Source organism: Geomicrobium sp. JCM 19055 (genome assembly GCF_000698185.1).
In the GTDB taxonomy this organism is placed as follows: Bacteria; Bacillota; Bacilli; order Bacillales; family Marinococcaceae; genus Geomicrobium_A; species Geomicrobium_A sediminis.
Window position 1 is genome coordinate 35,121 of record NZ_BAXL01000005.1, and the last position, 22,611, is coordinate 57,731.

30 protein-coding genes and 4 pseudogenes are annotated in these 22,611 nt (G+C 41.3%); 15 read left to right on the top strand and 19 right to left on the bottom strand.

Annotation, left to right across the window (positions count from 1 at the left end; translation table 11 throughout):
- Positions 1-9: 9 nt before the first annotated feature.
- Positions 10-261, bottom strand: a complete 252-nt coding sequence (locus JCM19055_RS05630) for a hypothetical protein (protein ID WP_042358926.1) — start codon at positions 259-261, stop codon at positions 10-12.
- A gap of 177 nt (positions 262-438) precedes the next feature.
- Here JCM19055_RS05630 and JCM19055_RS25210 point away from each other — a divergent pair, with 177 nt between their 5' ends.
- The 15 genes and pseudogenes from JCM19055_RS25210 to JCM19055_RS05685 all read left to right on the top strand — a co-directional run bounded on the left by JCM19055_RS25210 (position 439) and on the right by JCM19055_RS05685 (position 9,790).
- On the top strand, positions 439-579 hold the full coding sequence (locus JCM19055_RS25210) for a YezD family protein (RefSeq protein ID WP_152549772.1): 141 nt from the start codon (positions 439-441) through the stop codon (positions 577-579).
- Positions 580-794: 215 nt separating this feature from the next.
- On the top strand, positions 795-1,379 hold the full coding sequence (locus JCM19055_RS31365) for an LLM class flavin-dependent oxidoreductase (RefSeq protein WP_370543016.1): 585 nt from the start codon (positions 795-797) through the stop codon (positions 1,377-1,379).
- Between the two features lie 73 nt (positions 1,380-1,452).
- Positions 1,453-2,148 carry an LLM class flavin-dependent oxidoreductase gene (locus JCM19055_RS31370; protein WP_370543023.1) on the top strand — a complete coding sequence of 232 codons (696 nt, stop codon included), beginning with the start codon at positions 1,453-1,455 and terminating at the stop codon, positions 2,146-2,148.
- 14 nt (positions 2,149-2,162) lie between these two features.
- On the top strand, positions 2,163-3,170 hold the full coding sequence (locus JCM19055_RS05640) for an ABC transporter substrate-binding protein (protein ID WP_265181858.1): 1,008 nt from the start codon (positions 2,163-2,165) through the stop codon (positions 3,168-3,170).
- Between the two features lie 14 nt (positions 3,171-3,184).
- Complete coding sequence (locus JCM19055_RS05645; RefSeq protein WP_042358927.1) at positions 3,185-3,982, top strand: ABC transporter ATP-binding protein; 798 nt, start codon at positions 3,185-3,187, stop codon at positions 3,980-3,982.
- Entirely contained in the window at positions 3,969-4,205 is a 237-nt protein-coding gene (locus JCM19055_RS31375) for a hypothetical protein (protein ID WP_370543017.1), read from the top strand. Before JCM19055_RS05645 ends, JCM19055_RS31375 begins: the two co-directional genes overlap by 14 nt.
- A complete protein-coding gene (locus JCM19055_RS31380) occupies positions 4,180-4,617 on the top strand; it encodes an ABC transporter permease (protein ID WP_370543018.1) in 438 nt (145 codons plus the stop codon). The genes JCM19055_RS31375 and JCM19055_RS31380 overlap by 26 nt, the downstream gene beginning before the upstream one ends.
- The gene (locus tag JCM19055_RS31385; protein ID WP_370543024.1) at positions 4,559-4,780 is read left to right on the top strand and encodes an ABC transporter permease; all 222 of its coding nucleotides are present in this window, start codon (positions 4,559-4,561) and stop codon (positions 4,778-4,780) included. Before JCM19055_RS31380 ends, JCM19055_RS31385 begins: the two co-directional genes overlap by 59 nt.
- A gap of 190 nt (positions 4,781-4,970) precedes the next feature.
- The gene (locus JCM19055_RS28665; protein WP_042358928.1) at positions 4,971-5,381 is read left to right on the top strand and encodes a hypothetical protein; all 411 of its coding nucleotides are present in this window, start codon (positions 4,971-4,973) and stop codon (positions 5,379-5,381) included.
- Complete coding sequence (locus JCM19055_RS05660; RefSeq protein ID WP_265181888.1) at positions 5,306-6,124, top strand: MMPL family transporter; 819 nt, start codon at positions 5,306-5,308, stop codon at positions 6,122-6,124. Before JCM19055_RS28665 ends, JCM19055_RS05660 begins: the two co-directional genes overlap by 76 nt.
- Positions 6,064-7,020, top strand: coding sequence for an MMPL family transporter (locus tag JCM19055_RS05665; protein ID WP_152549773.1), 957 nt, complete (start codon positions 6,064-6,066; stop codon positions 7,018-7,020). Before JCM19055_RS05660 ends, JCM19055_RS05665 begins: the two co-directional genes overlap by 61 nt.
- Positions 7,020-7,217 (top strand): annotated as a pseudogene (locus JCM19055_RS05670) (MMPL family transporter); the annotation flags it as partial. The gene JCM19055_RS05665 and the pseudogene JCM19055_RS05670, both read left to right, overlap by 1 nt.
- Before the next feature lie 74 nt (positions 7,218-7,291).
- On the top strand, positions 7,292-8,800 hold the full coding sequence (locus tag JCM19055_RS05675) for a HAMP domain-containing sensor histidine kinase (RefSeq protein WP_042358932.1): 1,509 nt from the start codon (positions 7,292-7,294) through the stop codon (positions 8,798-8,800).
- Positions 8,778-9,488: pseudogene (locus tag JCM19055_RS05680) on the top strand (response regulator transcription factor). Before JCM19055_RS05675 ends, JCM19055_RS05680 begins: the two are co-directional and overlap by 23 nt.
- A gap of 23 nt (positions 9,489-9,511) precedes the next feature.
- The gene (locus JCM19055_RS05685) at positions 9,512-9,790 is read left to right on the top strand and encodes a hypothetical protein (protein WP_042358933.1); all 279 of its coding nucleotides are present in this window, start codon (positions 9,512-9,514) and stop codon (positions 9,788-9,790) included.
- A gap of 94 nt (positions 9,791-9,884) precedes the next feature.
- On the opposite strand, the gene JCM19055_RS28670 is transcribed toward JCM19055_RS05685, so the two are convergent.
- The 18 genes and pseudogenes from JCM19055_RS28670 to JCM19055_RS05765 all read right to left on the bottom strand — a co-directional run bounded on the left by JCM19055_RS28670 (position 9,885) and on the right by JCM19055_RS05765 (position 22,445).
- Complete coding sequence (locus JCM19055_RS28670; protein WP_265181859.1) at positions 9,885-10,076, bottom strand: hypothetical protein; 192 nt, start codon at positions 10,074-10,076, stop codon at positions 9,885-9,887.
- A gap of 41 nt (positions 10,077-10,117) precedes the next feature.
- On the bottom strand, positions 10,118-10,897 hold the full coding sequence (locus tag JCM19055_RS05690) for a C45 family autoproteolytic acyltransferase/hydolase (protein ID WP_265181860.1): 780 nt from the start codon (positions 10,895-10,897) through the stop codon (positions 10,118-10,120).
- Between the two features lie 152 nt (positions 10,898-11,049).
- Positions 11,050-11,301, bottom strand: coding sequence for a hypothetical protein (locus JCM19055_RS05695; RefSeq protein WP_042358934.1), 252 nt, complete (start codon positions 11,299-11,301; stop codon positions 11,050-11,052).
- A gap of 22 nt (positions 11,302-11,323) precedes the next feature.
- Complete coding sequence (locus JCM19055_RS05700) at positions 11,324-12,226, bottom strand: serine hydrolase (protein WP_081833475.1); 903 nt, start codon at positions 12,224-12,226, stop codon at positions 11,324-11,326.
- Positions 12,178-12,342 (bottom strand): hypothetical protein, encoded by a 165-nt coding sequence (locus tag JCM19055_RS27140; protein ID WP_193745326.1) that lies wholly within the window; start codon positions 12,340-12,342, stop codon positions 12,178-12,180. The genes JCM19055_RS05700 and JCM19055_RS27140 overlap by 49 nt, the downstream gene beginning before the upstream one ends.
- Positions 12,326-12,823 (bottom strand): methyl-accepting chemotaxis protein, encoded by a 498-nt coding sequence (locus tag JCM19055_RS05705; RefSeq protein ID WP_265181889.1) that lies wholly within the window; start codon positions 12,821-12,823, stop codon positions 12,326-12,328. Before JCM19055_RS05705 ends, JCM19055_RS27140 begins: the two co-directional genes overlap by 17 nt.
- Positions 12,718-13,785, bottom strand: a complete 1,068-nt coding sequence (locus tag JCM19055_RS28675) for a hypothetical protein (RefSeq protein WP_042358938.1) — start codon at positions 13,783-13,785, stop codon at positions 12,718-12,720. Before JCM19055_RS28675 ends, JCM19055_RS05705 begins: the two co-directional genes overlap by 106 nt.
- A 181-nt stretch (positions 13,786-13,966) precedes the next feature.
- Entirely contained in the window at positions 13,967-14,734 is a 768-nt protein-coding gene (locus JCM19055_RS05715) for an STAS domain-containing protein (protein WP_042358939.1), read from the bottom strand.
- Positions 14,718-15,377 carry a B12-binding domain-containing protein gene (locus JCM19055_RS05720; protein WP_042358940.1) on the bottom strand — a complete coding sequence of 220 codons (660 nt, stop codon included), beginning with the start codon at positions 15,375-15,377 and terminating at the stop codon, positions 14,718-14,720. The genes JCM19055_RS05715 and JCM19055_RS05720 overlap by 17 nt, the downstream gene beginning before the upstream one ends.
- Before the next feature lie 22 nt (positions 15,378-15,399).
- A complete protein-coding gene (locus tag JCM19055_RS05725; protein WP_042358942.1) occupies positions 15,400-15,750 on the bottom strand; it encodes a hypothetical protein in 351 nt (116 codons plus the stop codon).
- On the bottom strand, positions 15,747-16,052 hold the full coding sequence (locus tag JCM19055_RS05730; protein WP_042358943.1) for an antibiotic biosynthesis monooxygenase: 306 nt from the start codon (positions 16,050-16,052) through the stop codon (positions 15,747-15,749). The genes JCM19055_RS05725 and JCM19055_RS05730 overlap by 4 nt, the downstream gene beginning before the upstream one ends.
- A 167-nt stretch (positions 16,053-16,219) precedes the next feature.
- Positions 16,220-17,293: a hypothetical protein gene (locus tag JCM19055_RS05735; protein ID WP_042358944.1), complete on the bottom strand. Its 1,074-nt coding sequence runs from the start codon at positions 17,291-17,293 to the stop codon at positions 16,220-16,222.
- Positions 17,294-17,306: 13 nt separating this feature from the next.
- On the bottom strand, positions 17,307-18,053 hold the full coding sequence (locus JCM19055_RS05740) for a hypothetical protein (protein ID WP_265181861.1): 747 nt from the start codon (positions 18,051-18,053) through the stop codon (positions 17,307-17,309).
- A gap of 36 nt (positions 18,054-18,089) precedes the next feature.
- Complete coding sequence (locus tag JCM19055_RS05745) at positions 18,090-18,773, bottom strand: ABC transporter ATP-binding protein (RefSeq protein WP_042358948.1); 684 nt, start codon at positions 18,771-18,773, stop codon at positions 18,090-18,092.
- Positions 18,766-19,150 (bottom strand): annotated as a pseudogene (locus JCM19055_RS05750) (GntR family transcriptional regulator). Before JCM19055_RS05750 ends, JCM19055_RS05745 begins: the two are co-directional and overlap by 8 nt.
- 177 nt (positions 19,151-19,327) lie before the next feature.
- Positions 19,328-19,627: pseudogene (locus JCM19055_RS05755) on the bottom strand (YerC/YecD family TrpR-related protein).
- Positions 19,628-19,631: 4 nt separating this feature from the next.
- Positions 19,632-20,645, bottom strand: coding sequence for a DUF3048 domain-containing protein (locus JCM19055_RS05760; protein ID WP_052365986.1), 1,014 nt, complete (start codon positions 20,643-20,645; stop codon positions 19,632-19,634).
- Between the two features lie 75 nt (positions 20,646-20,720).
- Entirely contained in the window at positions 20,721-22,445 is a 1,725-nt protein-coding gene (locus tag JCM19055_RS05765; RefSeq protein WP_265181862.1) for an adenine deaminase C-terminal domain-containing protein, read from the bottom strand.
- Positions 22,446-22,611: the final 166 nt, after the last annotated feature.

Genomic DNA, 22,611 nt, shown 5'->3' on the forward strand with positions numbered 1-22,611 from the left:
TGAACATCGTTAACAATTAAACCAGTCGGGATCTGACATTGCCGAAGCCCACGTACTCTCGGGAAAAAAAGATCCACCAAGATCGTTAACAACAAGAATGAAATCTGGCCGAAACGTTAAACCGTTTAAGATGTGTGTAATATGACCAGAAGTTCTGTGAGTCGCAAATTGGTCACAGTGAAGTCGCAAAGCCTCTTCTAAATAATGATAGTTGCGATCAATATATGAAGATGTGTCCTGCACAATAAACAATAGCTTCACTCGACTCCCTCCCCTTATACGATATGACTGTTTGTCTTCAACCGATTGGACGCATACATTTCATCATCACATTCATTGCAACAAATCATTTAATTCCCACTTGACAAATAAGAATTATATGTTTAGTGTATTAAGAAATATCTGAATGATTCTTCAATAGAGGAGGGTGATTCATCATTGAAAATCGATCGATCAATTACTGAAGAGATTATTGCCCAATTAGAAAAGCTGCAATACGGATCTCTTCACATCACTGTGCACAACGGAGTCGTCACACAAATTGATCGTACTGAAAGAAACAGGTTGAATAAAAAATAGGCTGATCGGACAACCGAAAGCCCACCAGAAACTTGGTGGGCTTTTAACTTTTTAAGGGGTGAATACGATGTGCAACACTTGCTCGCTTTAACTATGGTTCTTAACATTACATCTGCTGTACAGAAATACTAAGTACTACTGTCGACCAGACCACTGGAGGCTTTCTATGATTAGAAAGTCTCCAGTTTTTTACTTAATGATAAGGAGTGATTAACATGACGAATCAAAGACAAATGCATCTTGGCGCTTTTCTCATGACCCCAGGTCACCATGTTGCAGCTTGGCGACATGAAGAAAGCTTGAACGACACTAACGAAATCTTATCCGCAGATTATTTCGTAAAACTGGCAAAAATTGTAGAAGAAGGCTTGTTTGATATGGTGTTTTTCGCAGATCGCTATGCTGATCGCAAACACCCTGATGAAGATGTCTCTCAAAGCGTTAACGTTAAACTTGACCCCATTCTTCTCCTTTCAGCAATGAGTCACGCAACAAGTCACATCGGTTTATGCGCTACTGCTTCAACGAGTTTTTATGAACCGTACTACTTAGCGAGAGCTTTCGCAACACTGGACCATTTAAGTGGGGGGCGGGCAGCATGGAATGTTGTTACGAGCGGCAACGAATACGAAGCGTTTAATTTTGGAAAAGACGCACATCTTGATCATAGCGTTCGATATGAGCGAGCGTCCGAAAGTTTAAAAGTCATTAAAAAAAACTTTGGGACAGTTGGGAAGATGATGCCATTGTTAACGATAAAACTCATGCACAGTTTACGAATCCTGAAAAAGTACGTGTGATTAACCACGAAGGCAGATTTTTTTCTGTCCCAGGACACTTAATGTTCCAAGACCAGTTCAAGGGCATCCTGTCATCGTTCAAGCAGGTTCGTCTGAGTCAGGTAAGGAGTTAGCAGCTAAATCTGCTGAAGTCATCTTTACTGCTTGGAAAACATTAGGTGATGCCCAGAAGTTTTACCGTGACGTGAAACGACGTGTTGAACGCTATGGCAGAAGTCGAGACGCTCTAAAGATCATGCCAGGGGTTATGCCAATCATTGGAGCAACTGAAAAAGAAGCAAAAGAAAAAGCCGAACACTTTAAATCACTCATTCCAGAAAAGGCTGGTGTTCGCTTATTATCTAGTCTTCTGAACTTTGATCTTAGTAATTATCCACTTGATGGCCCCCTCCCACCGCTACCTTCAGTAGAGTCAAATAACGGGGCCAAAACACGGTTTGAACTCGTCACAAAACTTGCAAAAGACGAAAATCTTACGATTCGACAACTTTACCAGCACATCGCTGGCGCACGTGGTCACCGCGAAATCTTCGGAACGCCAGTTCAAATTGCTGATCAGCTTCAAGAATGGTTTGATCACGAGGCTGCCGATGGCTTTAACATTATGGCTCCGTTATTACCGTCGGGGCTTGAAGAGTTCAACCAATCTGTCATTCCGATTTTGCAAGAAAGGGGTTTGTTCAGAACAGCTTATGAAGGCAATCAATTACGTGAACATCTTAAGCTGCAACGACCGACACATCCATCAACTGTTCAAATTACTTCATAAAAGGAGGAACCTTCGTGCATGTTCACCGACGAATTCTTTGGATGCCCGCCTTACTTCTCTTTGCGCTTACAGCGTGCGGAAATTCAACAACAAACACAGCAAATAGTGAAACGGTTCCAGTACTTCGTTACCAAGGGACTGCGAACACTGTCACTGTATGGGAACTAGCGGATGACTTAGGTTACATGGAAGGCATTGAACTTGAATGGATTGGCGACGGCACAAGTGGTCCAGAGAATATTCAAGCGACAATGACCGGAGACATTGAATTTGGCGGAGCGTTTAACGGGGCTATTTTGCAGTTGCAAAATGCTGGAGCTGAAATCACCTCTGTTATCCATTACTACGGTTCTGATGAAGAAACGTATGCTGGGTATTACGTTTTAGAAGATAGTCCCATTGAAACAGCAGAAGACTTGGTGAACGGTAACGTCGGTGTAAACACATTAGGCGCTCATCATGAATTTGCGGTCGTAGAATTCGCCCGCCAAAGTGGCTTAGACGAAGCGCAAATTGATGACGTTGGTCGTGTCATTATGCCCCCTGCTTCTGGTGAACAAGCGCTCCGTTCACATCAACTTGAAGCAACGACACTGAGCGGGATTATACGCGACAAAGCTTTAGAGACTGGTGGTATTCGACCATTGTTTAAAGACATTGATTTATTCGGACCTTTTAACGCTGGGAGCATCGTTTTTCGCAACGACTACTTTGAAGAAAATCCCGAGGCTGTTGAAACATTTGTTTCTGGAACAGCACGTGCAATTGAATGGATGAGAGAGCAAGACCAAGAAGAAGTCAGAGAACGGATGAAAGATATCATCGAGAACCGAGATCGCAACGAAAATACAGAGCTCGTAGAGTATTGGAAAGGCACAGGCATCGAATCTCCAGGAGGTATAATTCGCGAAGAAGACTTTGAACGTTGGATAGATTGGCTAGTCGAAGATGGGTCTTTAACGGAAGATGAGGTTGAGTTAGATCTTCTCTACGATAATCAATTTAACCCTTATCACAATTGATTGGAGGAAGCGCAGTGAGTATAGCTATTACAATTCAAAACATTTCTCATTCCTTTCAGGGAAAACAAAAACATGACCAGGAATTCCAAGCGTTGAGCAACGTATCCTTATCAATTGAACGTGGTGAATTCTTTGTCATCGTTGGTCCTAGCGGATGCGGGAAATCCACATTACTAGACTTATTAGCAGGTCTTCAAACACCAAGTAAGGGAACAATTTATATAAACGACCAAGCCGTTTTTGGGCCTAGCTTAAAACGGGGATTTGTTTTCCAACAATATGCGCTCTTCCCTTGGCGCACGACTTTGGAGAATGTTGCTTTCGGACTTGAAGAAAAAGGCCTAAAGAAGAACGAACGTCACGAACGCGCTTCCTATTATTTAGAACTCGTCGGTTTGCAAGGAGTCCAAAAGAAATTTCCCAATCAATTATCTGGTGGAATGAAGCAACGTGTCGCGATTGCTCGAAGTCTCGCTTATGACCCTGAAGTTCTTCTAATGGATGAACCTTTCGGTGCACTCGATGCACAGACTCGAGAAAATTTACAAGTCGAACTGCTTCATATTTGGGAAAAAACAAAGAAAACAATCGTCTTTATTACACATAGCATTGACGAAGCGATTTTTCTAGGGCAACGTGTCGGCGTAATGAGTCAAAGACCTGGAAGGCTCTCTCATATTATTACTACCCCAGAATTTGAATCACCGGAGACCACAGATGTTCGTTCGTTACCAGAATTTGCAAAGCACCGTCAAACGATCTGGAACCTGTTACACGGAAAAGAACAGGAGGTTACACATGGGAACCACTGAAACTCGCCCGCTTCCTAGACGCTCATTTGAAAGCCTACAACCCCTTCAGCAGTCTGTTGGTCACGGTGTGAAGGCAGTGACTGCGATCTCTTTATTCTTTTTATTGTGGGAGCTTGCTCTAGAATTGGTCTTGTTGATGCTGTTTTTTTTGCCACCGTTTTCACTCGTTATCCTAAGTGGATGGGAACTTATTGTAAGTGGCCAGCTTTTTTTCTCACATTAGCGCTAGTCTTACTCGTTCGATCATTGGGTTTACAATCGGAACAGCGATTGCAATCCCTTTAGGGTTATTGATCGGTTGGTTTAAGCCATTAAGCAATTGGTTAAATCCTTTGCTAGAACTTTTTCGGAATACAGCTGCATTAGCCGTGCTCCCTGTCTTTATCCTTCTTCTAGGGATCGGGGAAACGTCTAAAATTGCCGTTGTCATTTATGCTTGCTTCTTTCCGATTTTAATTAGTACCGTGAGCGCGGTTAGAAATGTAGACCCACTCTTCATAAAAGCTGGTCGCTCACTCGCCCTGCCGCCACACCGATTATTCAAAAAAAGTTATCTTACCAGCGTCAATCCCAACCATATTCGTTGGCTTACGATTAGCAGCAGCTTCATCTATTCTCGTGCTCGTAGCCGCTGAAATGATCGGTGCAAAAGCAGGACTCGGTTACCTAATTATTAGTAGTCAACATAGTTTTCAAATTCCAAATATGTATGCTGGAATTCTCACCATCTCCATCATCGGCTTAATCGTAAACGCATCACTTGTTCAATTAGAAAAACACCTGCTTCATTGGAAATAAACTTCTATCCACTCTAAGGAACGTGTTCTTAAAACACGTTCCTTTTTTGTGCGATTAAAGAATAAATATCCTATTCTTCTCCACCCTCCCTTTAGATTCGTTAATAAAAAGTTAAGAATTCGGTTAGAGAATGCTTAGAAGTGCTGATTAAACTGAAGGAAGAAATCGTCGATCTAAAGGAGGACATCACATGGTGGAAAACGCGCTTAAGCAATTAGGAAAATGGGTGGTTACACACAAATGGAGAGTGATTAGTTTCTGGCTAATTCTTCTTACATTCGGGGGATATTACGGTTCACAGATCGGTGAGCACCTCACTGGAGGTGGGTGGGGTGTTCCAGGTTCTGATTCTAACCTCGCGTCTGAGCGACTATCTGAAGAGTTCGAGTCAAGAGATGAAACATCACTAACACTCGTCATCAATCACGAAACAGAGCAAGTCGGTTCAGACGTGTATACAGAGGCAATTGAGCAAGCTCCATGTCATTACAACGCGAAGCAGAGATTGATCGTGTCTATACATGGATCGATGCCCCAGATCATCTACAAGATCAATTCGTTTCAAGCGACGGTCATACAAGCATTGGCTTTATTGAAATGAACATCGATGAAGGCTTCGCGCAAAACGTGTTAGCAGCGATTCAAGAGCGCTTATCAAGTTCTGTTCAAATGGATGGTTTTGAAGCCACAGTTCTAGGTGCGCCAGCATTTTGGGCCGAGATGAATGAGTTAAGCCAACAAGGGTTAGAGAATGCTCATTTATACGCCTTGCCTATCATTCTGATCGTCTTATTGGTTGTCTTTCGTTCCGTCGTTTCTTCATTAACGCCGTTAGTATTATCGAGCTTTTCAATTGTTGCATCACTTGGCGTGCTTTATTGGCTCTCACAAGGAATTGAGCTATCGATCTTTGTTCTAGATGCTGCTCTTATGTTAGGCATCGGTGTCGGCATTGATTTTGCTCTTATTTTCGTGAAGCGTTTCAGAGAGCAGTTAGAGCAATCATCTAATCAGCTAGGCGAAGCAATTGTACAAACGATGGGTACAGCTGGTCACGCCATACTTTTCTCAGCCTTAACAATTATCGGTGCAATGTCTGCAATTCTCTTCGTTGATATTGCCGCTGTTCGTTCAATTGCTTTAGGCGTAATCGTTGTCGTCTTCTTTCTCATGGTGACGAGCCTTACGTTGTTACCTGCTTGTCTGGCCTTAATCGGTACACGAATTAACGCATTGAAAGTTCCCTTTTTGTCCATTCGAAACGTATCCACAGGTATAGGCCAGTGGTATCGACTTGCGCATCGCGTGATGAAGCGCCAGTTGTTTACCTCGCCTGTTCAGTGATGGTACTTATTGCGATGGCTATACCCGCACTTAAATTAGAAGTATCCACTCCTGATTCGCGTATGCTTCCTGAACAGACACACGTTCGTCATGGGTTAGCCCATCTAGAAGAAGGCTTTGGTGTAGGGTTCGCTTCCCCAATCCAAGTCGTTGTTGCAGTAGAGAATCAAGCGATTACCGAACCACAACTACTCGAGAAACTTTCTACATTACACGAAGAATTAGAACAGATTCCTAACGTTGAAGAAGTCAGTTCTCTATTTTCATTCTTCCCTAACTTAGAAGCACCCGACATTCATTCACTGTTAACCGAGCATCAGCAACAATTGCATGAAGATGACTGGATGCTGATTAACCGGCACGTAAGCAAAAATAATCATGCCGCTGTTTTTGATGTCATCACAACCGATCACTCTTCTAGCGACACGAACCGCTCCATTGTTCAAGACATTCGTGATCGACTCGCAACGACTGAAGACTATGAGATATACGTTGGCGGAGAAACAGCCGAAGGAATGGATACGAGCAAATCATTAAATGATCGTTTGCCGATGGTTTTAACGTTTACCTTATTGCTATTATTTTTCGTTTTAGTTGTTACATTTAGAAGCTTGTTATTACCTTTAAAAGCCATTGTCTTAAACATCCTTTCATTGGGAGCAACGTATGGAATACTCGTCATTGTTTTCCAATGGGGCTTCGGTTCAACGATCTTCGGGTTTGGGGATTTCGGATTTATTCAGAGCTTTATACCGATTTTGTTACTCGGTCTTTTGTTTAGCCTAAGCACCGATTACGAAGTTTTCTTGTTAAGTCGAGTGCAAGAAGAGTATCAAAAGGGCATGTCTAACGAAGAAAGTGTCGCAATTGGTTTAGAAAAAAAACCGCTCCTATGATTTCTGGAGCAGCACTTATTATGATCGTTGTTTTCGGTTCATTCGCCTTTGCAGGTGTATTGCCGATGCAGCAGTTAGGGCTCGGAATGGCAGTTGCGATTGCCCTGGATGCAACGATCGTTCGACTATTTTTAGTACCTGCAACAATGAAGCTACTTGGAAAATGGAATTGGTGGTTGCCTTTTACTAAAAAGTAATGCCAAAATAATAAATGTTTTTGCTTCAATTGAATTACAATGAAAAAGCAAGCAGAGTGAAGGGAGAGCACGACATGTCCATACGCATTAAGCTACTTTTATCTTACGTACTCATGACGATTGTACCGATCGGATTATTCATACTCTTTCTTCATCTTCTTTTTCAATTATTTCTTACAAACATTGATGACATGAAACAGTTCTATAGCATTGAGAACGGCGCTGTAGAGGATTTCTTCTATGAAGAGCTAGCCGCTGTGTCTTCCCTACAACAAATCGCTTCTACAGACCCTGATGCTTTATTAAATGAATCGGTTATTACCGAATTTGAAGGTATGCTAAACCATCGCCAAATCAACATTGTTGTACGAAGAGATGATCAACTGATTCATACGACGTCCAACGAAGATCAACCAAATTTACCTCAACTTCCCACCCATCAATCACCCAACCGTGATGGTCCACTAAATGACCAAGGTTACTTGCGTAATGGTGATCATTCTTGGGCTTACGTAAGTTCAGATTTTTATTTTGATGATGATCGTCACGGTTCTCTTTTTATAACACTGGATCTATCACCAGTAGACGCCTTTCTAACGCAAGTTGTCCCTCTCGTTATCGCGGGTTTCATCTTTGTTTATTTACTAACAAACGCCATCATTACTTACGTCTTTTCAAAGCATATTATTCAACCTTTGAAAAAACTAAACACTTCAGCTCAAGCGATTGCCCATGGGGATTTAAATCAGCAAACGGCCATCACCCGTCAAGATGAAGTTGGCGAACTGGCGACTGCATTTGAGAATATGAGAACTCAATTGCAACAGTCTAAAGCAATCCAAGAAAGCTATGAAGCCAATCGAAAAGCGCTCATCAACAACATCTCTCATGATTTAAAAACACCAATTACATCGATTCAAGGTCACGTGCAAGGCATACTCGATGGCGTTGCAGAAGATCAGAATAAATTGGAGAAGTACATGCAAATCATTCATTCTAAATCATCAGAAATGGATAAATTAATCGATGAACTGTTCCTCTATTCAAAATTAGATATGAACAGCATTCCTTTTCAATTTGAAAACGTGAACCTTACTCATTATCTACATGATATAAAAGAAACATTTGAGTTAGAGTATGATGACATTGCGTTTTCAACAGAACTGGCAATTGATCCGACAATTATGGTCGTTGCTGATCGTGACCAACTCTATAAAGTGTTCGCAAATATCACATCCAATAGCGTGAAGTTCATGAATAAAGCGAATAAAACAATCAAATTGTCTGCCATGTTAGACGGTTCGTATGTATCAATTGCAATGACTGATAACGGATCTGGAGTCGAGAAACGAGAAATTCCATTTTTATTTGATCGCTTTTATCGTACTGAAGCCTCTCACAGTTCTGAACGTATTGGAAGTGGCATTGGCTTAGCGATTGTAAAGCAAATCATTGATGCTCATGGTGGAAGCGTTCATGTTCACAGTGTCCTAAACGAAGGAACGACCATTACGTTTACATTACCCACCGCTCAACAGATGGAGACAGAGGAGAATGAGGATGAAGCGAATTCTAATTATTGAAGATGACAAAAGCATCTCTGAACTACAAAAAGATTACCTTGAAATTAACGGCTTCACAGTGAGATGAAGCACTCTGGAACAGACGGACTGGAACTTGCCTTAACTAATGACTACGACCTTATTGTGTTAGACGTTATGTTACCGGGGGTCGATGGTTTTTCAATCTGCAAGTCGATTCGCAATGTGAAAGAAGTGCCCATTCTTATGGTCACCGCACGATCTGAAGATATTGATGTGATTCGGGGTCTTGGCTTAGGAGCGGATGACTATATCGTTAAACCGTTTAACCCTAACCAATTGGTCGCCAAAGTAAAAGCACATGTCGCAAGATACGAACGACTTACGTCCATGCACGAACCGTCAAGCGACCAAACGACCATTGGAAGGCTCTTTATCGATCATAGTTCACGTACGGTCGAAGTGGATGGCACTGAAGTTGCACTCCGTGCCAAAGAGTTTGATTTACTTAGCTTTCTTGCAGTAAACGTTGGCCAAGTTTTTTCTAAAGAACATCTTTACGAACGAATCTGGAAAATGGATGCAATTAATGACCCTGCGACAATTACCGTGCACGTGAAAAAAAATTCGCGATAAGCTCTCGATTAATAATAGTGACTTTGATGAAATCGAAACGGTTTGGGGTGTCGGGTACCGCTTTAAGAAGCAAATATCCAAAAAACGATCTTAAACAAATCGAACGGAGGTACAACGATGAACCACTACGTTAAACTCGTACGCAAATCAAGTGTTTACCTACTAGCCACCATTGGTGCATTCGCTATTTTACTATTTATTAGTGGTTTAATTTTAGATCTCAGGTCGTTCGATGAAACGAAGGGTGGTTATGAACCGCCCTTCGAAAACTTCACAGGTGAGCCGATTAATTTCGATGAGCTAGACCAATCTGCTGAAGGCATTGTCGGTCGTGGATACACTGTAAACATTCTCTTGAATTGTACAACTGGCATGGTTACGTTTGAGTTTTTTTAAGCTTCGTTTTGATGTCTTAACAGTCTCCGAACGTGCAATCGCTGTCCATAAACCGCAAGATGCTTGTATCAAGAGAGGATTTGATCCACAATTCTTATCGCTCCCCTAATACGTGATCCAGACGTAAGTTCTCACCTTTGACCCAGTCAGTAAAGATAAAGTCCAACACATCGATTCTGCCAGCCGGACACGTAACAACACGCGAAGTCGTAAACTCATAGGCAAATGTATGTAATGTTCCAAATAACTCTTCATAATCCGTATAAAATAAAGGCGAATCTTTCAATGAAAACAATCGAAATGCATCGGTAAACGATACCTTGTTCTCTATAAGTTGCTTAATGTATTCGTTTCGCTTTTTGATCCTTCAATGTTCGTTCGATTGGCGGTTTGAAGTGGTTCAGTTTGAAAGTGGTTGACACAAGCTAATGCGTTTGTTGAATGCCGTGCGTTCACGGTCGTTGGTGTTGCTTCAACGGCTACTTGCTTACCAGAAGCATCTGCAATCGAGAAATTGTAACAAGCTGCATGTGGAATCGCCTTCAATAAATGAACGGCATCTTCTGTGGATTTACACGTATCCAGTACCATTCGAATTGCGATCCACGCAGAGATTCCAGTTTGGTAATCAGCGTTACTTACGAAATGAAAGCCAGCGACAAGGCCATGCTCGTTTACCCCATCGTGCCTTCCTAGTAGTTGCAATGGATAACCTGCCGTTGCGAACCCTTCTTTCGGATCGCTCAATGCGAATCGATGATCATACAATTCAGGAGAGAAATCATAGTTACGAACATAATACGAATCTGACATCATCGTTGAACATCCCATTGCTTCAACTTTCGGAAGATCATATCCGCTAAAACAAGCGGCAGCCTTCGCTAACGGGAATTGTAGCGCTTCTGCTAACCCTTCCAGCTCATCAAGTAAATGAGGAGCAAACGTCTTATACAATGCTTTCATTTCATCAATATCGATTTGTTCACGAGTAATCGATTCATAAACGACAACAATCTTCTTCCCTTTCACTCGTTGCCCTGAATGCATACCAACTTCATACGACGATCCCCGATGTTGGCTAACCTCTACTTTAAATGGTTCAATCATGCCAGTACCTCCAACTTCACGTGATTCGTACAGAATTTTTTTGTCTTTACTAGTATACATTAACAGCTTTATAGGCGGCGAACACTCTTCAAAACATCTGCTATTCATTGAAAAAGAAAACTGTCAATCTAAGGATTGACAGTTTTTTTTCATTAGAAAAATGGCCTTCTCCGAGGGTGAGGCGGATGGGGCTGAGGATGGGGAGGCCAATTCGTATGAATGACTTGTTGATCGTATTCTTCGCTATATGTCTTTGGGTAGACAGGAACGTGCTTGAATACGTGATTTTTTACGTGTTGATGTTGGACCGTAAACACTTCAGGAATAATCACTTCTTGACCTGGTTTCATTGGACCAGGTAACGGAAACGGATGGTGCCATTTTGGTGGTCGTCTTGGAAACATGCGAACCCTCCTAAAACATCAATTACTTATAATCTATGTTTCGGTTGGGTGAATCGCTCGTAGCAGATGCCCATTTTTGTTTAATTGCATCGTCAACTTGTTTCCTAAGCGACTGAATAGACACTTGTCTTCCAAAGTGGACACGGTTCGTTAACAGAACTGCACGAAGATCATGGGAATCATCACCCCACATGTGTACCCCGGTAAATCCAGTATGCCGATACGTCGTACCTGACGCTTCAAAACCTAATCCAGCTTTTGCTTCTCGTACAAGTGCAGCCTCAAAACGCTTTGCTCCGTCATTTTTGATCATCGATAAAAACGTTAGTAAATCTGATGCTGTCGAGAACAACCCTGCATGGGCACTCACACCGCCCATTCTTTCTGCCTTCTCATCGTGCACAATCCCGTGCTTGTAACCTCCACGAACCAAATCATATTCTGTAGCCGCGATCGGTTTCAATCGGTTTGGTAGAAAGGTTGTATCCTTTAAGCTAAGTGGCCTTGCCACATGGTGTATGAAATAGTCTTCATAAGATATATCCATCACACTACTACAGACGTAATACAAGAGCATCATGCCAAGATCTGAATAGACCCTCTTTGTCCCTGGCGTCGATTGTAACGGTGATTGCATCAGATCCCTATAGATCGCTTCAGGGTTAAAGCCTTCATACTTTGTTGGATGATCCGCTTTTAGACCTGACGTATGTTGCAACAAATGACGGATTGTAACACGGGGTTCTGTCCAATCCGGTAACACCTCAGCAACGGGCTGATCTAATTGCAATCGCCCACGTTCAATCAAATGAAAAACAATCGTCAAACCTGCGACAACTTTCGTTAAAGATGCAATGTCAAATTGCGTATCTTGTCTCATCGGCTCGTCATTAATACGAGGGTGTTTCTTCCCAAAAACTTCAATGGTACGATCACTACCCTTTTCGACTGCAACGACCGCTCCAGGATGATTTTGTTATGGATCGCACGATGAATTGATTCAAACAATTGAATCCCACCTTCTTCAAAGCTCTTGTGCACGTAACTCCCCTAAGTCATCATGAAGATTTAAGATCAGTTGCTTTAAGTCATGAATAGATTGATTCATTACAAGGCGATCGTTCCGTTCTTTCTCTGAAACGACAGCACTTTCATTAATCGTTTGACGATACTGCTCTGTCACGCTCGTCATACTCTCGACGTTTTCTAACGCTTTTTCGGTTTCCATATGAATGGTGTTCGAATGATGCAACGATTGTAGCAAACGTTCATGCACTTCTTCCGCTTTAAGCGCAATGCTTTCAAATCGTTGTTTCGTTTGTTCGGATTGGCTCAGTCCAGACGTGCTATCTTTTTGTGCTTTCGTTATACGTTCATTTAACTTGCCCGTCTCCGTTTGAATTTGGGAAATGATCTTCACAATAATTTGCGCATTTTCATTTGATTGTTCAGACAAGCGACGCATTTCTTTGGCAACGACCGAAAAGCCTTTACCTTCTTTACCCGCTCTCGCCGCTTCAATTGATGCATTAAGTGATAACAGGTTTGTCTGTTCGCCAATCGTCGTAATAACTCCGTTACCCTTCCAATTTCCTTCATTTTCTCGTTCAGACTCGTCATTTGCTCATACATGTCATTCATATGATTCGCAATCCCAGCCATATGCATCATTGAATCGCTCATATACGTAGAGCCAGCAGTCGCTGAGTGACTCGCATCTCTTGCAATCGACTCTGACTCTTTGGCCGTTTGTACTATTTGACTTACGAGGTCTTCCACATTCTTTAATGCTGATTGGCTAAGCACAGCATTCTCCACTTGAATGGAAGCGCCCGCTTCCATTTGTGAGAATGACTCTTTATTTTTTAGTGATGTTTCTGTTGAACGCTTTGAAGCGTTGTCCAATTTCTCAACATTCGACGTTACAACTTCTGACGTTCTTGCTACGCGTTCTACGAGAGATTTGATCATCTTCTGTTGGCGGTCATCTGTCTCTTGAACATCTGCAATAAACTGACTACGTACCCGAATTTGAGTCAATAATACACCTGAAGTTACAAGTAAAAATACAGCGTGAATCATCAGCAATGAAAATGGGTAATCTCCAGTTCCACATATTAATTCTGGAAATGCAAAATAACCGACAAAATGTTGCAATGCAAAGATCACCGTACTCACAATTAACAACCGCATATGCTCATAATAAGCAAGAGCTGCGAGCACCATAAAAATCGAAAAATGATATTCAACAAGTCCATCGCCAACAGCGATTAACGCTATACTTCCGAATGTAAGAGAAAGCATAACAAACCATTCAATAAGGTCATGTTCTTTTGATCGAATATAATTCAATACAGCGACAATAAAAAACACAACAGGTAGGATTAGCAAAAAGGTTACGACTAGCGTGAAATCTCCATTACCTACTCTCCCCGTTAACATGAGGTAACGATCGAGCCAACCAATTCCTCGATGTAAAACCATGACAAGTAATAGAAGACCAATGAAAAAAACCTGTAAAAAAAGAGCATGACCTTATTTTTCTTCGCTTTCAATAGTTCTTATCTCCTTTATTTTCTAATCATTAATAATCCTTTATACCCATAAATGCATTATCGCTAAACCACGACTATAGTGCAATTAAAAAAAGCATGAATCACCGCATTTATTGCGTGACCTTCATGCTTTTTAATGCACTCTCCAACGAATGTTGAAACACTAAATTCCATTTCTGAACTTCAAATTGTTGAAAAGAAGCTGCGACTGAGCGATCAACACCTGCAATCGTTACATTCATTCCCATCACGGAAAGTGATTGGAGCAAATTTTTAAGACCGACCATTCCGTAATCCGAAATCTTACCCACAGCCGTAAAGTCAAAAATAATATCATCTGCACTATCTTCATAAATTTGCTTAAGCAATTTGTCTTCTACAGATCGAATCTTCTTATCGTCAAGATCTCCAAACATCGGAACGAGTGCTACGTCATCATTTAACGTGATAAATGGCGCAGACAACTGACGGTTCTCTTCCATCGTCACTTCTAACCGTTCTTTCTCGACCATCAACTGCATGTTCGTATCTTGTAACCTTGATCGCAATTGAGCGAGTTGATTCATGACTCTAGAGAACGCTTCGTCCTTTTTAACGACGAGTACTTCTGCATGCAATTCGCTAATCCAACCAACATAAAGATCAACGAGAATGAGTTCTCCATCGACGGTGAACACATTCACCTCAATCCTCATCTGTTCATGTTCAGGTTGCAACCAATGCTTGACTTTATTTACGCTATCTTCATCAACAATCGTTAAAAAGGAACGCTCTGCTTTGAAATGTTTAACAGCTTCTGTAGAGCGCTCCAAAATATCGTAATTCTTATCAATTTTAAAAGATGGAAGAGGAAGGTGACTGTTACTTGGTTCCTGCATGTACGCTTCCTACCTTCCCAGTCTCAATCCATTGATCGAGATCATCTAACCCAACCAGTACGAATACGTTGTTGTACTCTGCAAATGTCGATTGAAGTTTCGGAGCCACTCGCCCTCCAATTAAGATTGTTGGTTCGTGCTCAAACTGTGAGAACGCATCAACATATTCGATGACTGACGGCAGACGGTACGCAAGTGCAACAGAGAGTACGATTACATCTGGTTTCCACATTTGTGCCATCGTATGAAGGTGGCTCAGTGGTAAGTTCGGTCCTAAATATCGAACGTTCCATCGATAGTCTTTGAACCTTGAACTGACCATCTTAAGTCCTAAATAGTGTTCCTCGGCCTCAACGCCACCAAGTAAAACTTTACCCGTGTCAGGGAGTGCTTCTTCTTGAGGTTCTTTTTGATCGAGAGACGTAATGATCATATCGACAACTGCCGTCGCTAAGTGCTCATCGGCTACCGATATTTTGTTCTCTTCCCAAAGTGTGCCAACTCTATACATTGCAGGTGTAATCAGTTGCTCGAACACTTCGGTTTTTGTGTATTGAGCCATCGCTGAGTCAACGAGACGACTAGCTTGATTGTCATCGCCAGCTAATACATATTCAGTAAATTTCTCTACATGCTCATGCAATTGGTCAACACCTCTTTTGCAATTAATCTTGTAGTTGCTCAATGGCGCTTCTTAAATAACCTGTATACGCCTTCTGTTCTTCTTCCGATCCGTAATGACGCAAATGTCGAATCAATCGTTCAAAGTTATCAATAATGAGGTGTGTACCTACATTTCGACTCGTAAGCACTCGGTTTAACCACTCCGTATAATCAAGAAAGTACGATTCATCATTCATTTTCATTGTCGTTTCTAAATGATTAAGATGATGCATGTTATCTTCCTCTGTACGAAAACGGCCGTTCTCACCAAACTTCGCCCATAAATCAGGGAAGTCGCGGTATATTTCTTTCGTGATCTCAAGTGCAACCCGCTTCTTCGTCACTTCATTCATGTTGCTACCACTGAGAACATGCCGACCTTGGCTGAGATTGAAGCGAGCTCTTGATCAGGGTATTTTTTCTCGAGCTCATGAATTTCTTTGTATTCATCACTACTTACCCAACGAATATAATCTTCTTTAGAATCCCAAATTAAATGAACGGTTAGTTCTTCTGGTTTTTTGTCATTTTGAAGCAGGTGAAACGATTGAAAGCCCGCTGCTTGATCGACTTTTCTAGAGCGATGTTTATAAATATCAATAACCTCTTCAGTCTTCTCACGAGGCACAGTTACAGTTGATGTTACGATATACATACTTTCACCTATTATCATTTGACGTATGATAAGTTTACAATAGAAGCTTATGTGACTCAACAATTCCATCAGCACGCCTTACAGGGAACGCCACCCAGTAGTCTCTTGTCCACGAGCCATCACTTGAAAAAAGCCTTCTCAGCGCTTTTGCACTAAGAAGACGTTCATTACATTTCCTGCTTTTTTATATCATAAAAGTATAGTTCAATCGGTGGTTCTTTTTCTGTCGTAATGTCACCTGAGTAAACCACTTCGTTTGTTATAGGATCAATCACATACAAATGTGTAACATTCAATGTCTCATAATGGTTGAAAAGCAAATAAAGATACTCTCCAACAAACGAATGATGATATAAATAGTTGTTATTCATTGAATCCATGTCTACGAGCGGTTTATATTCTCCATCGTCATCATACATTAAACTCTCCCGCTCGTGATCATAATAATAGAGACGCTCATTGCTTAACATATATGAGTAAAACGTATACGAATTCGCTCCTTCAGGAGATTCAAACGATTGGACAACTTCTTGATTAACCATATCATACACAACTAACTCTTCTTCCAATTGAATCAGTACTTGTTGCTCTAATTCAGTTGCAGATGGTTGAATTAAACCTTCAAAGGACGTACGATCGACAACTTGTGATTGTTTCACATCAATAACGAGATGTTCACTTCTTGAAGCGGTCTCATCATGCTCCTCCCATTCTTCTTTGGCAACGATCACATGAACGTCTGTCTGATCTAAATAAATGCTCTCCACCCATCCCCAAGATGCATCTTCGAACGGAATTTCAAGCTCCCATTGTTCTTCGGACTGTTTATCTAAAAACTTGAGCGTAATGTGGTAATCCATTAAATCATTACTGACAATTTGATAACTTGCTGAGACGATGAAATTCTCATCTTCATGATACGGACCGTGCAAATTCCGGGCAAATGCTGGATGACGTTCTGCCAGTTCCGGATGCACATTTCCTGCTGTTCCTAAATTCTTAAACAATGAACTTGTACTTTCATAATTCGTCTCTCCATCGATCGCATAAGAGACCTCTTCATCAAAGTGTCCTGCATATCCTGTGAAGACAAGACCTTCTAAGACATTACGATCACCTTCCTCATTCTCAAGCTCTAAGTTCGGGCGTTCAGAAAGAGCGGTACTCATTTGGATGGCATATGAACTAAAACCAACGACAATAAGAACAATAATGATTAGCGTTGGGATTGTTTTCTTCACGATTATCACTCCCTTAAGCACTCATCCGCTTCGTCAATAACAAGCTCGATACAACAAGTGAAACTGTGAGTAAAATAACAATTATTCCACTGATCATCCACATCATTTCATGACTATAAAAACTCATCGAAGCTTCAATTAACTGAATATAAAGTACAAACAAGACAATAACTATACTTGCATTCATTACGAGTCCAACATAACGATACGCTCTCTCAATTAAAACACCTGTAAACATGAGACTAATGAGTGTAATGCCAATTAAAAATACGTAAATAACATCTATAAGGTTATGCCAATAGAACACTTCTAAGAAAGACATTTGGATCAGTGTAATTACATTTGCATTCCCTGCATAAAACTGGTCAGGCAACATTGCTGCAAACGTCAGTTGTTGAAGTGGCAACAATAACGAATGCAATGCAATAAATAATAACGCAACCATAACAATCGTCGTAAGTTTCGCATAAAAGATGGTCATCCGTCTGATCGGTAACGTAAGCAACCGCTGCATATACGTCCCCTTACCTAACCAATCTCGGTACCAAATAATCGCAACGTAAACAAAAATGACAATCGTTGGGATTAATACGGTAAATAAATAATAATCAGATGCAAGTACCATGGAAAAATTGTACGTTTCGTATGCAGAAATGCGATCCAATTGAATATCTCGAACGAGCCGCCCCGGTGTAATCATTGAAAGGAAGAACTGAACCCCAAAGACGACGATGACCAACATGAGCAAAAACCATTTCATGCGGTTAAATTCAATAAATAACAATTGCAAAAAAATTCACACATATACCTCCCGCATTTTATCGAGTAATGACTTCTGTTCTTGTTCTCGTAGCAATTCAACGTAATAATCGCTTACGACCCTGCCGTCTTTCATAAATACCGCACGATCAATAATTGTCTCAATTTCAGCAATTTCATGTGTCGTAAATAAGATCGCCTTTTTGTCCACATATTCACTCGTTAACAACTCGCTAATGCGTTCTCTCGTTAGAATGTCGATGCCAGAAAGGGGCTCATCCATAAGTAAGTATTTACAACCAGAAGCAATGCCAAGTAACAAATTCACCCTCATTAAATACCCTTTTGACAAACCTCTTAGGCGTTCATCTTTCTTTAACTGAAAGAACTGTAGGAGTTCATTTGCAGCCCCTTCATCCCACTTCCTATAAAAATGATTCATAAAATCCAAACACTCTTGAATCGACATATTCCTTGGCATCGGAAGTACGTCGGGTACGAACACCATATCTTGATATGTTTTTGACGTCACCTTCTTACCATCTACTGTAATTCTTCCTTGAGATGGTGTTAGATTCATAATCGCTTTTAATAACGTCGTTTTACCGGCACCGTTCAACCCAATTAAACAAGTGATTTCACCCGCATCAACTGTAAACGAGATGTCATTCATGACACGTTTTCGACCGTACCGCTTCGATACGTTCTTCAGCTCAATCATCTTCATTCTCCCCTCGTACCGACGAGTATTCTTCTTCAACGAGACTCATTAGCTCTTCCATTGAAAGTTGAAGTGGAGCAATTTCTTCTAAAAATTGATGAACTGATTCTCGTAACAATTCACGTCGAACATTCGATAATATCGCTTGATCCGACGTAATTGTACTCGGTTTGTTCCGTTCCGTATGAATCAATTGTGCTTCCTCCATTTCTTTATACGCCCGTTGAACTGTATTTGGATTAATCTTCAATGATGTCGCTAGTTCCTACGTGATGGGATCGTATCTCCACCCTCAATCTCCCACGTGCGATCAGCAACTTCACATGCCGAATGACTTGCAAATATACCGGATCTCTCGTATTAAACGAAATGTTCATTAGAGTGTCTCCTTTTATACTATCAATGCTCACTAACCTGTATGTATTAATCGACTCATACACTTAATCTATCTGTACTATACCCTTGATACAGTTAATCGTCAATAATTTTTTGAAAATAAAAACTTGAGCTTTTATTCAATAAGAATAAAAGCTCAAGTTTGATCGTTTGATTGATTATACTTCAGTACCATGAACACGATTTAACGTCATTTGATAACTATCGTTCCATAGTTCAAGCAACGTTTCACACGACTAATTGTCGCAGTACTTGCTCCTGTTTCAACTTCGATCTTATGATACGTATTGCCTGATTGCAACATACGAGCGACTTCTAATCGCTGTGCAAGCGACTGCACTTCATTTACTGTACAAAGGTCATCAAAAAAACTGATAACATTCCTCTAGATCTTTGAGTGACAACACCGCTTGGAATAATTGATCTAGTTCTTTACCTCGTAATTTATCGATCTGCATATAATCACTCACTTTCTAAATCACTATATATTGTTACTGATTGCAATGAAGGTACGATATTGACCCATGTGTTTCCTAATGCTAATGATTCGTCTACCGGAACGATTTGGTTGTTCTCATTTTTCCATTGGATCTCTTGAGCTTTACCATTTCGAATGAGTAGTCCATCTCCACCATTAAGAAAATCAATGTGGCGGCGACCTGCATCGTCAATGACTGCATGAGGTGCTTCAACAATGAACAAATTATCTACTTCATAAGCGTCCAGCGTATCACCGTCAACGAGAGGTTCGCCATTATTATAACGCACGTACACATCTTCGTTCTCATTAAATCGATATTCCGCATAATTAGCATCTTGATACGAAACGACAATCTGCTCGGCAACTTCCCCTTGGAAGTCATCTTCTGTAAATGAAAATGGAACATCGACTGTCATTTCAGTATTCATTCCATGATCACTCGCTGTTGCTAACAGTTCATCTACCCGAACGAAGGAATTATGTGGCGCAGCCCGCTCACTATCACGAGCAAACAACGTCCCATCATAATCCATTCCATTCAATTGGTCAATCTCTTCACTATACAACCTTGCCTCAGCACCTGGACTAAATCCGTGTGCGATAAACAATGGATCATACCCGAGAGCGACATCAATAAATGCTTCACGGGCACTACGAATCGGACCAATTCGCTCAGGATATTCACTTTGATACACGGCAACAAACCGTGTAATAGACGCCTCTGACAATACTTCATAAACGACATCAGCCTCTTGTAACCCGACTAAGGGTAGTGCTGCCCGATCGTTACTTACAACGACTGCAACTGGACGTGCAGTGGATGGCTCTAAGTTCGCTTCTTCTGTTGACTCAGATTCCTCGCTTGGAACATCTACATCTTGTTGTTCGTCTTGATGCATATCTTTAGGGTCTAGCTCATTGGTGTCGTCTCTAGGCTCATCTTCACCAAGCCCTACAGTACAGGCGGTGAGCATAGAGACCATTAGCAACCCCATCGTGGCTACTTGTCTAACAGCAATCTTCTCCCATCCCCTTTGCATCAGAATTAATGTCTCTATTCCTTTACCATTTTAACGCATTATCGTTGGAAATAGCACGCTTTTCTTATGAACATCATAAATTCCTTTGGAAGTCATCCTTACATACGGAAGATGTGTCGATGAGAAAAAGAAAATGCTATATAGCGGATCCTCAAACGGATACCCCGCCTCTTTTAAAACACTTTCAAACTGCTTGTGCTCTTCAATAACTTCTTCCATCGGTTTATCGCTCATCACACCAAAATGTGGAAACGCCCACTGAAATTGAACTTCATCATCTTGAACGATGACAATACCGCCACCTTGTTCTTTTAGCACTGCAAAGGCTTTCTTCATGGCTGATTTCTTTTTACCGATTAATGTAACATCGCCTGTAATTGAAAACGACGTCGCCAATCCATCGATGTTTGATGAGAACCCTTTAATGATTGTATTCATACGCCATTTGCCTTCTTTATCAAACATCGCAAAGAAACTCTCATCATGGGACGCATTTAAATAGTCAACGGCTCCGTCAACTTCAATATGGTACGGTTTGAGCAGGACAGAGCTCACGAGGTGAATTCCCATTGGCATCGAGAAGTGCAAATCATCATCACTTAAATCCCAAGATACCGGCTGCCATTTCTCGGTATAGTTCTCCCACGGAAACGGCTTCGCTTCATAAACGCGCTCACCTTCACGTACGATCCATTCCCCTTTCGCAATAACCGATACAGGCTCAGGCGTATCGACAGCTTCTAAGAAATTCAAATGCGCAAGTCGACCCGGTGCAATCATACCGTGATGCGCATCAATTCCATAGTGTCTCGCTACGTTATAAGAACTCATTTCATAAGCTGCAATTGGATCGACACCAGCCTCAATACAAATACGAAGCAACTGGTCCATCACGCCAGGCTCATGAAAACGCGGTGTACTCCCGTCCGTTGTAAGCAAGAAACGGTTAAAATTCGTCACACCTTCCTCAACAATTTCACTGATAAGCATTGGCAAATCTGGTCGTAACGAAGAATGACGTAACGTTGTCGTATAGCCTGCATCTAAACGCTTTAATATCTCTTCACTTGAGATTGCTTCGTGATCACTCGTAACCCCTAAAATTGCAAGCTGAGCGAGTGTTCGCTCTGAAGCTCCAGGCAAGTGACCTTCAATTCGTTTGTTGCGTTTTAACACTTCCTCCATCCAGTGCAGTAGCGTGTCATCTCCAGAAATGACCTTCGGCCACCCCGTCAACTCTCCACCTTGCACAACAAGAGGATGATTCAGCCAATCTTCTAACGCTTGTGGTGTGAACACTTGATGCTCATCTTTCGTTTCCGTTTGCGGATCAATTCGGCAAGACCAATAAAGGGAAGACGGCCCTTCGTTCATTTCCGAAATCAAAGTAAGCGCTTTCTTTTTATCAACATTCATCATCACGATTAAGTTGTCATTAAAGACTGTGCTCGTCCCTCTTTCTAAAGCATAATCCGCAAAAGTGGATGGGTTATAAGCAATAAATGGGTGAGCATGGTGCTCAATGTAACCTGGTACGATGTACCGTTCACTCGCGTCAATCCATTCCGTATTCTCGTCACTAGATGGAAGCGCTTTCCCGACATAGACAATTCGATCTCCATAAATCCAAATGTTCCCTTTTGTCCAAGCTTTGCGCCCACTATTTAGAAATGTCGCATTTGTTATGACTTTCGATGGTGCAAGTTCTCCACGCACGACACTAATCTGATTTCTTTTCTCTCTTTTGTTCCACAATGAATGATGGGGGTGGATAACAATCACCTGCTTTGTAATATTGATGTAGATTCTAAATGTTGTCTACGATTAGTTTCCTTTAGTTTACCATAGTTTCATACTTTCCATTATAAAAGAGCGTGACAACAATGTAACAATCTTCGGAAGGACATCTCTCATAGAAATT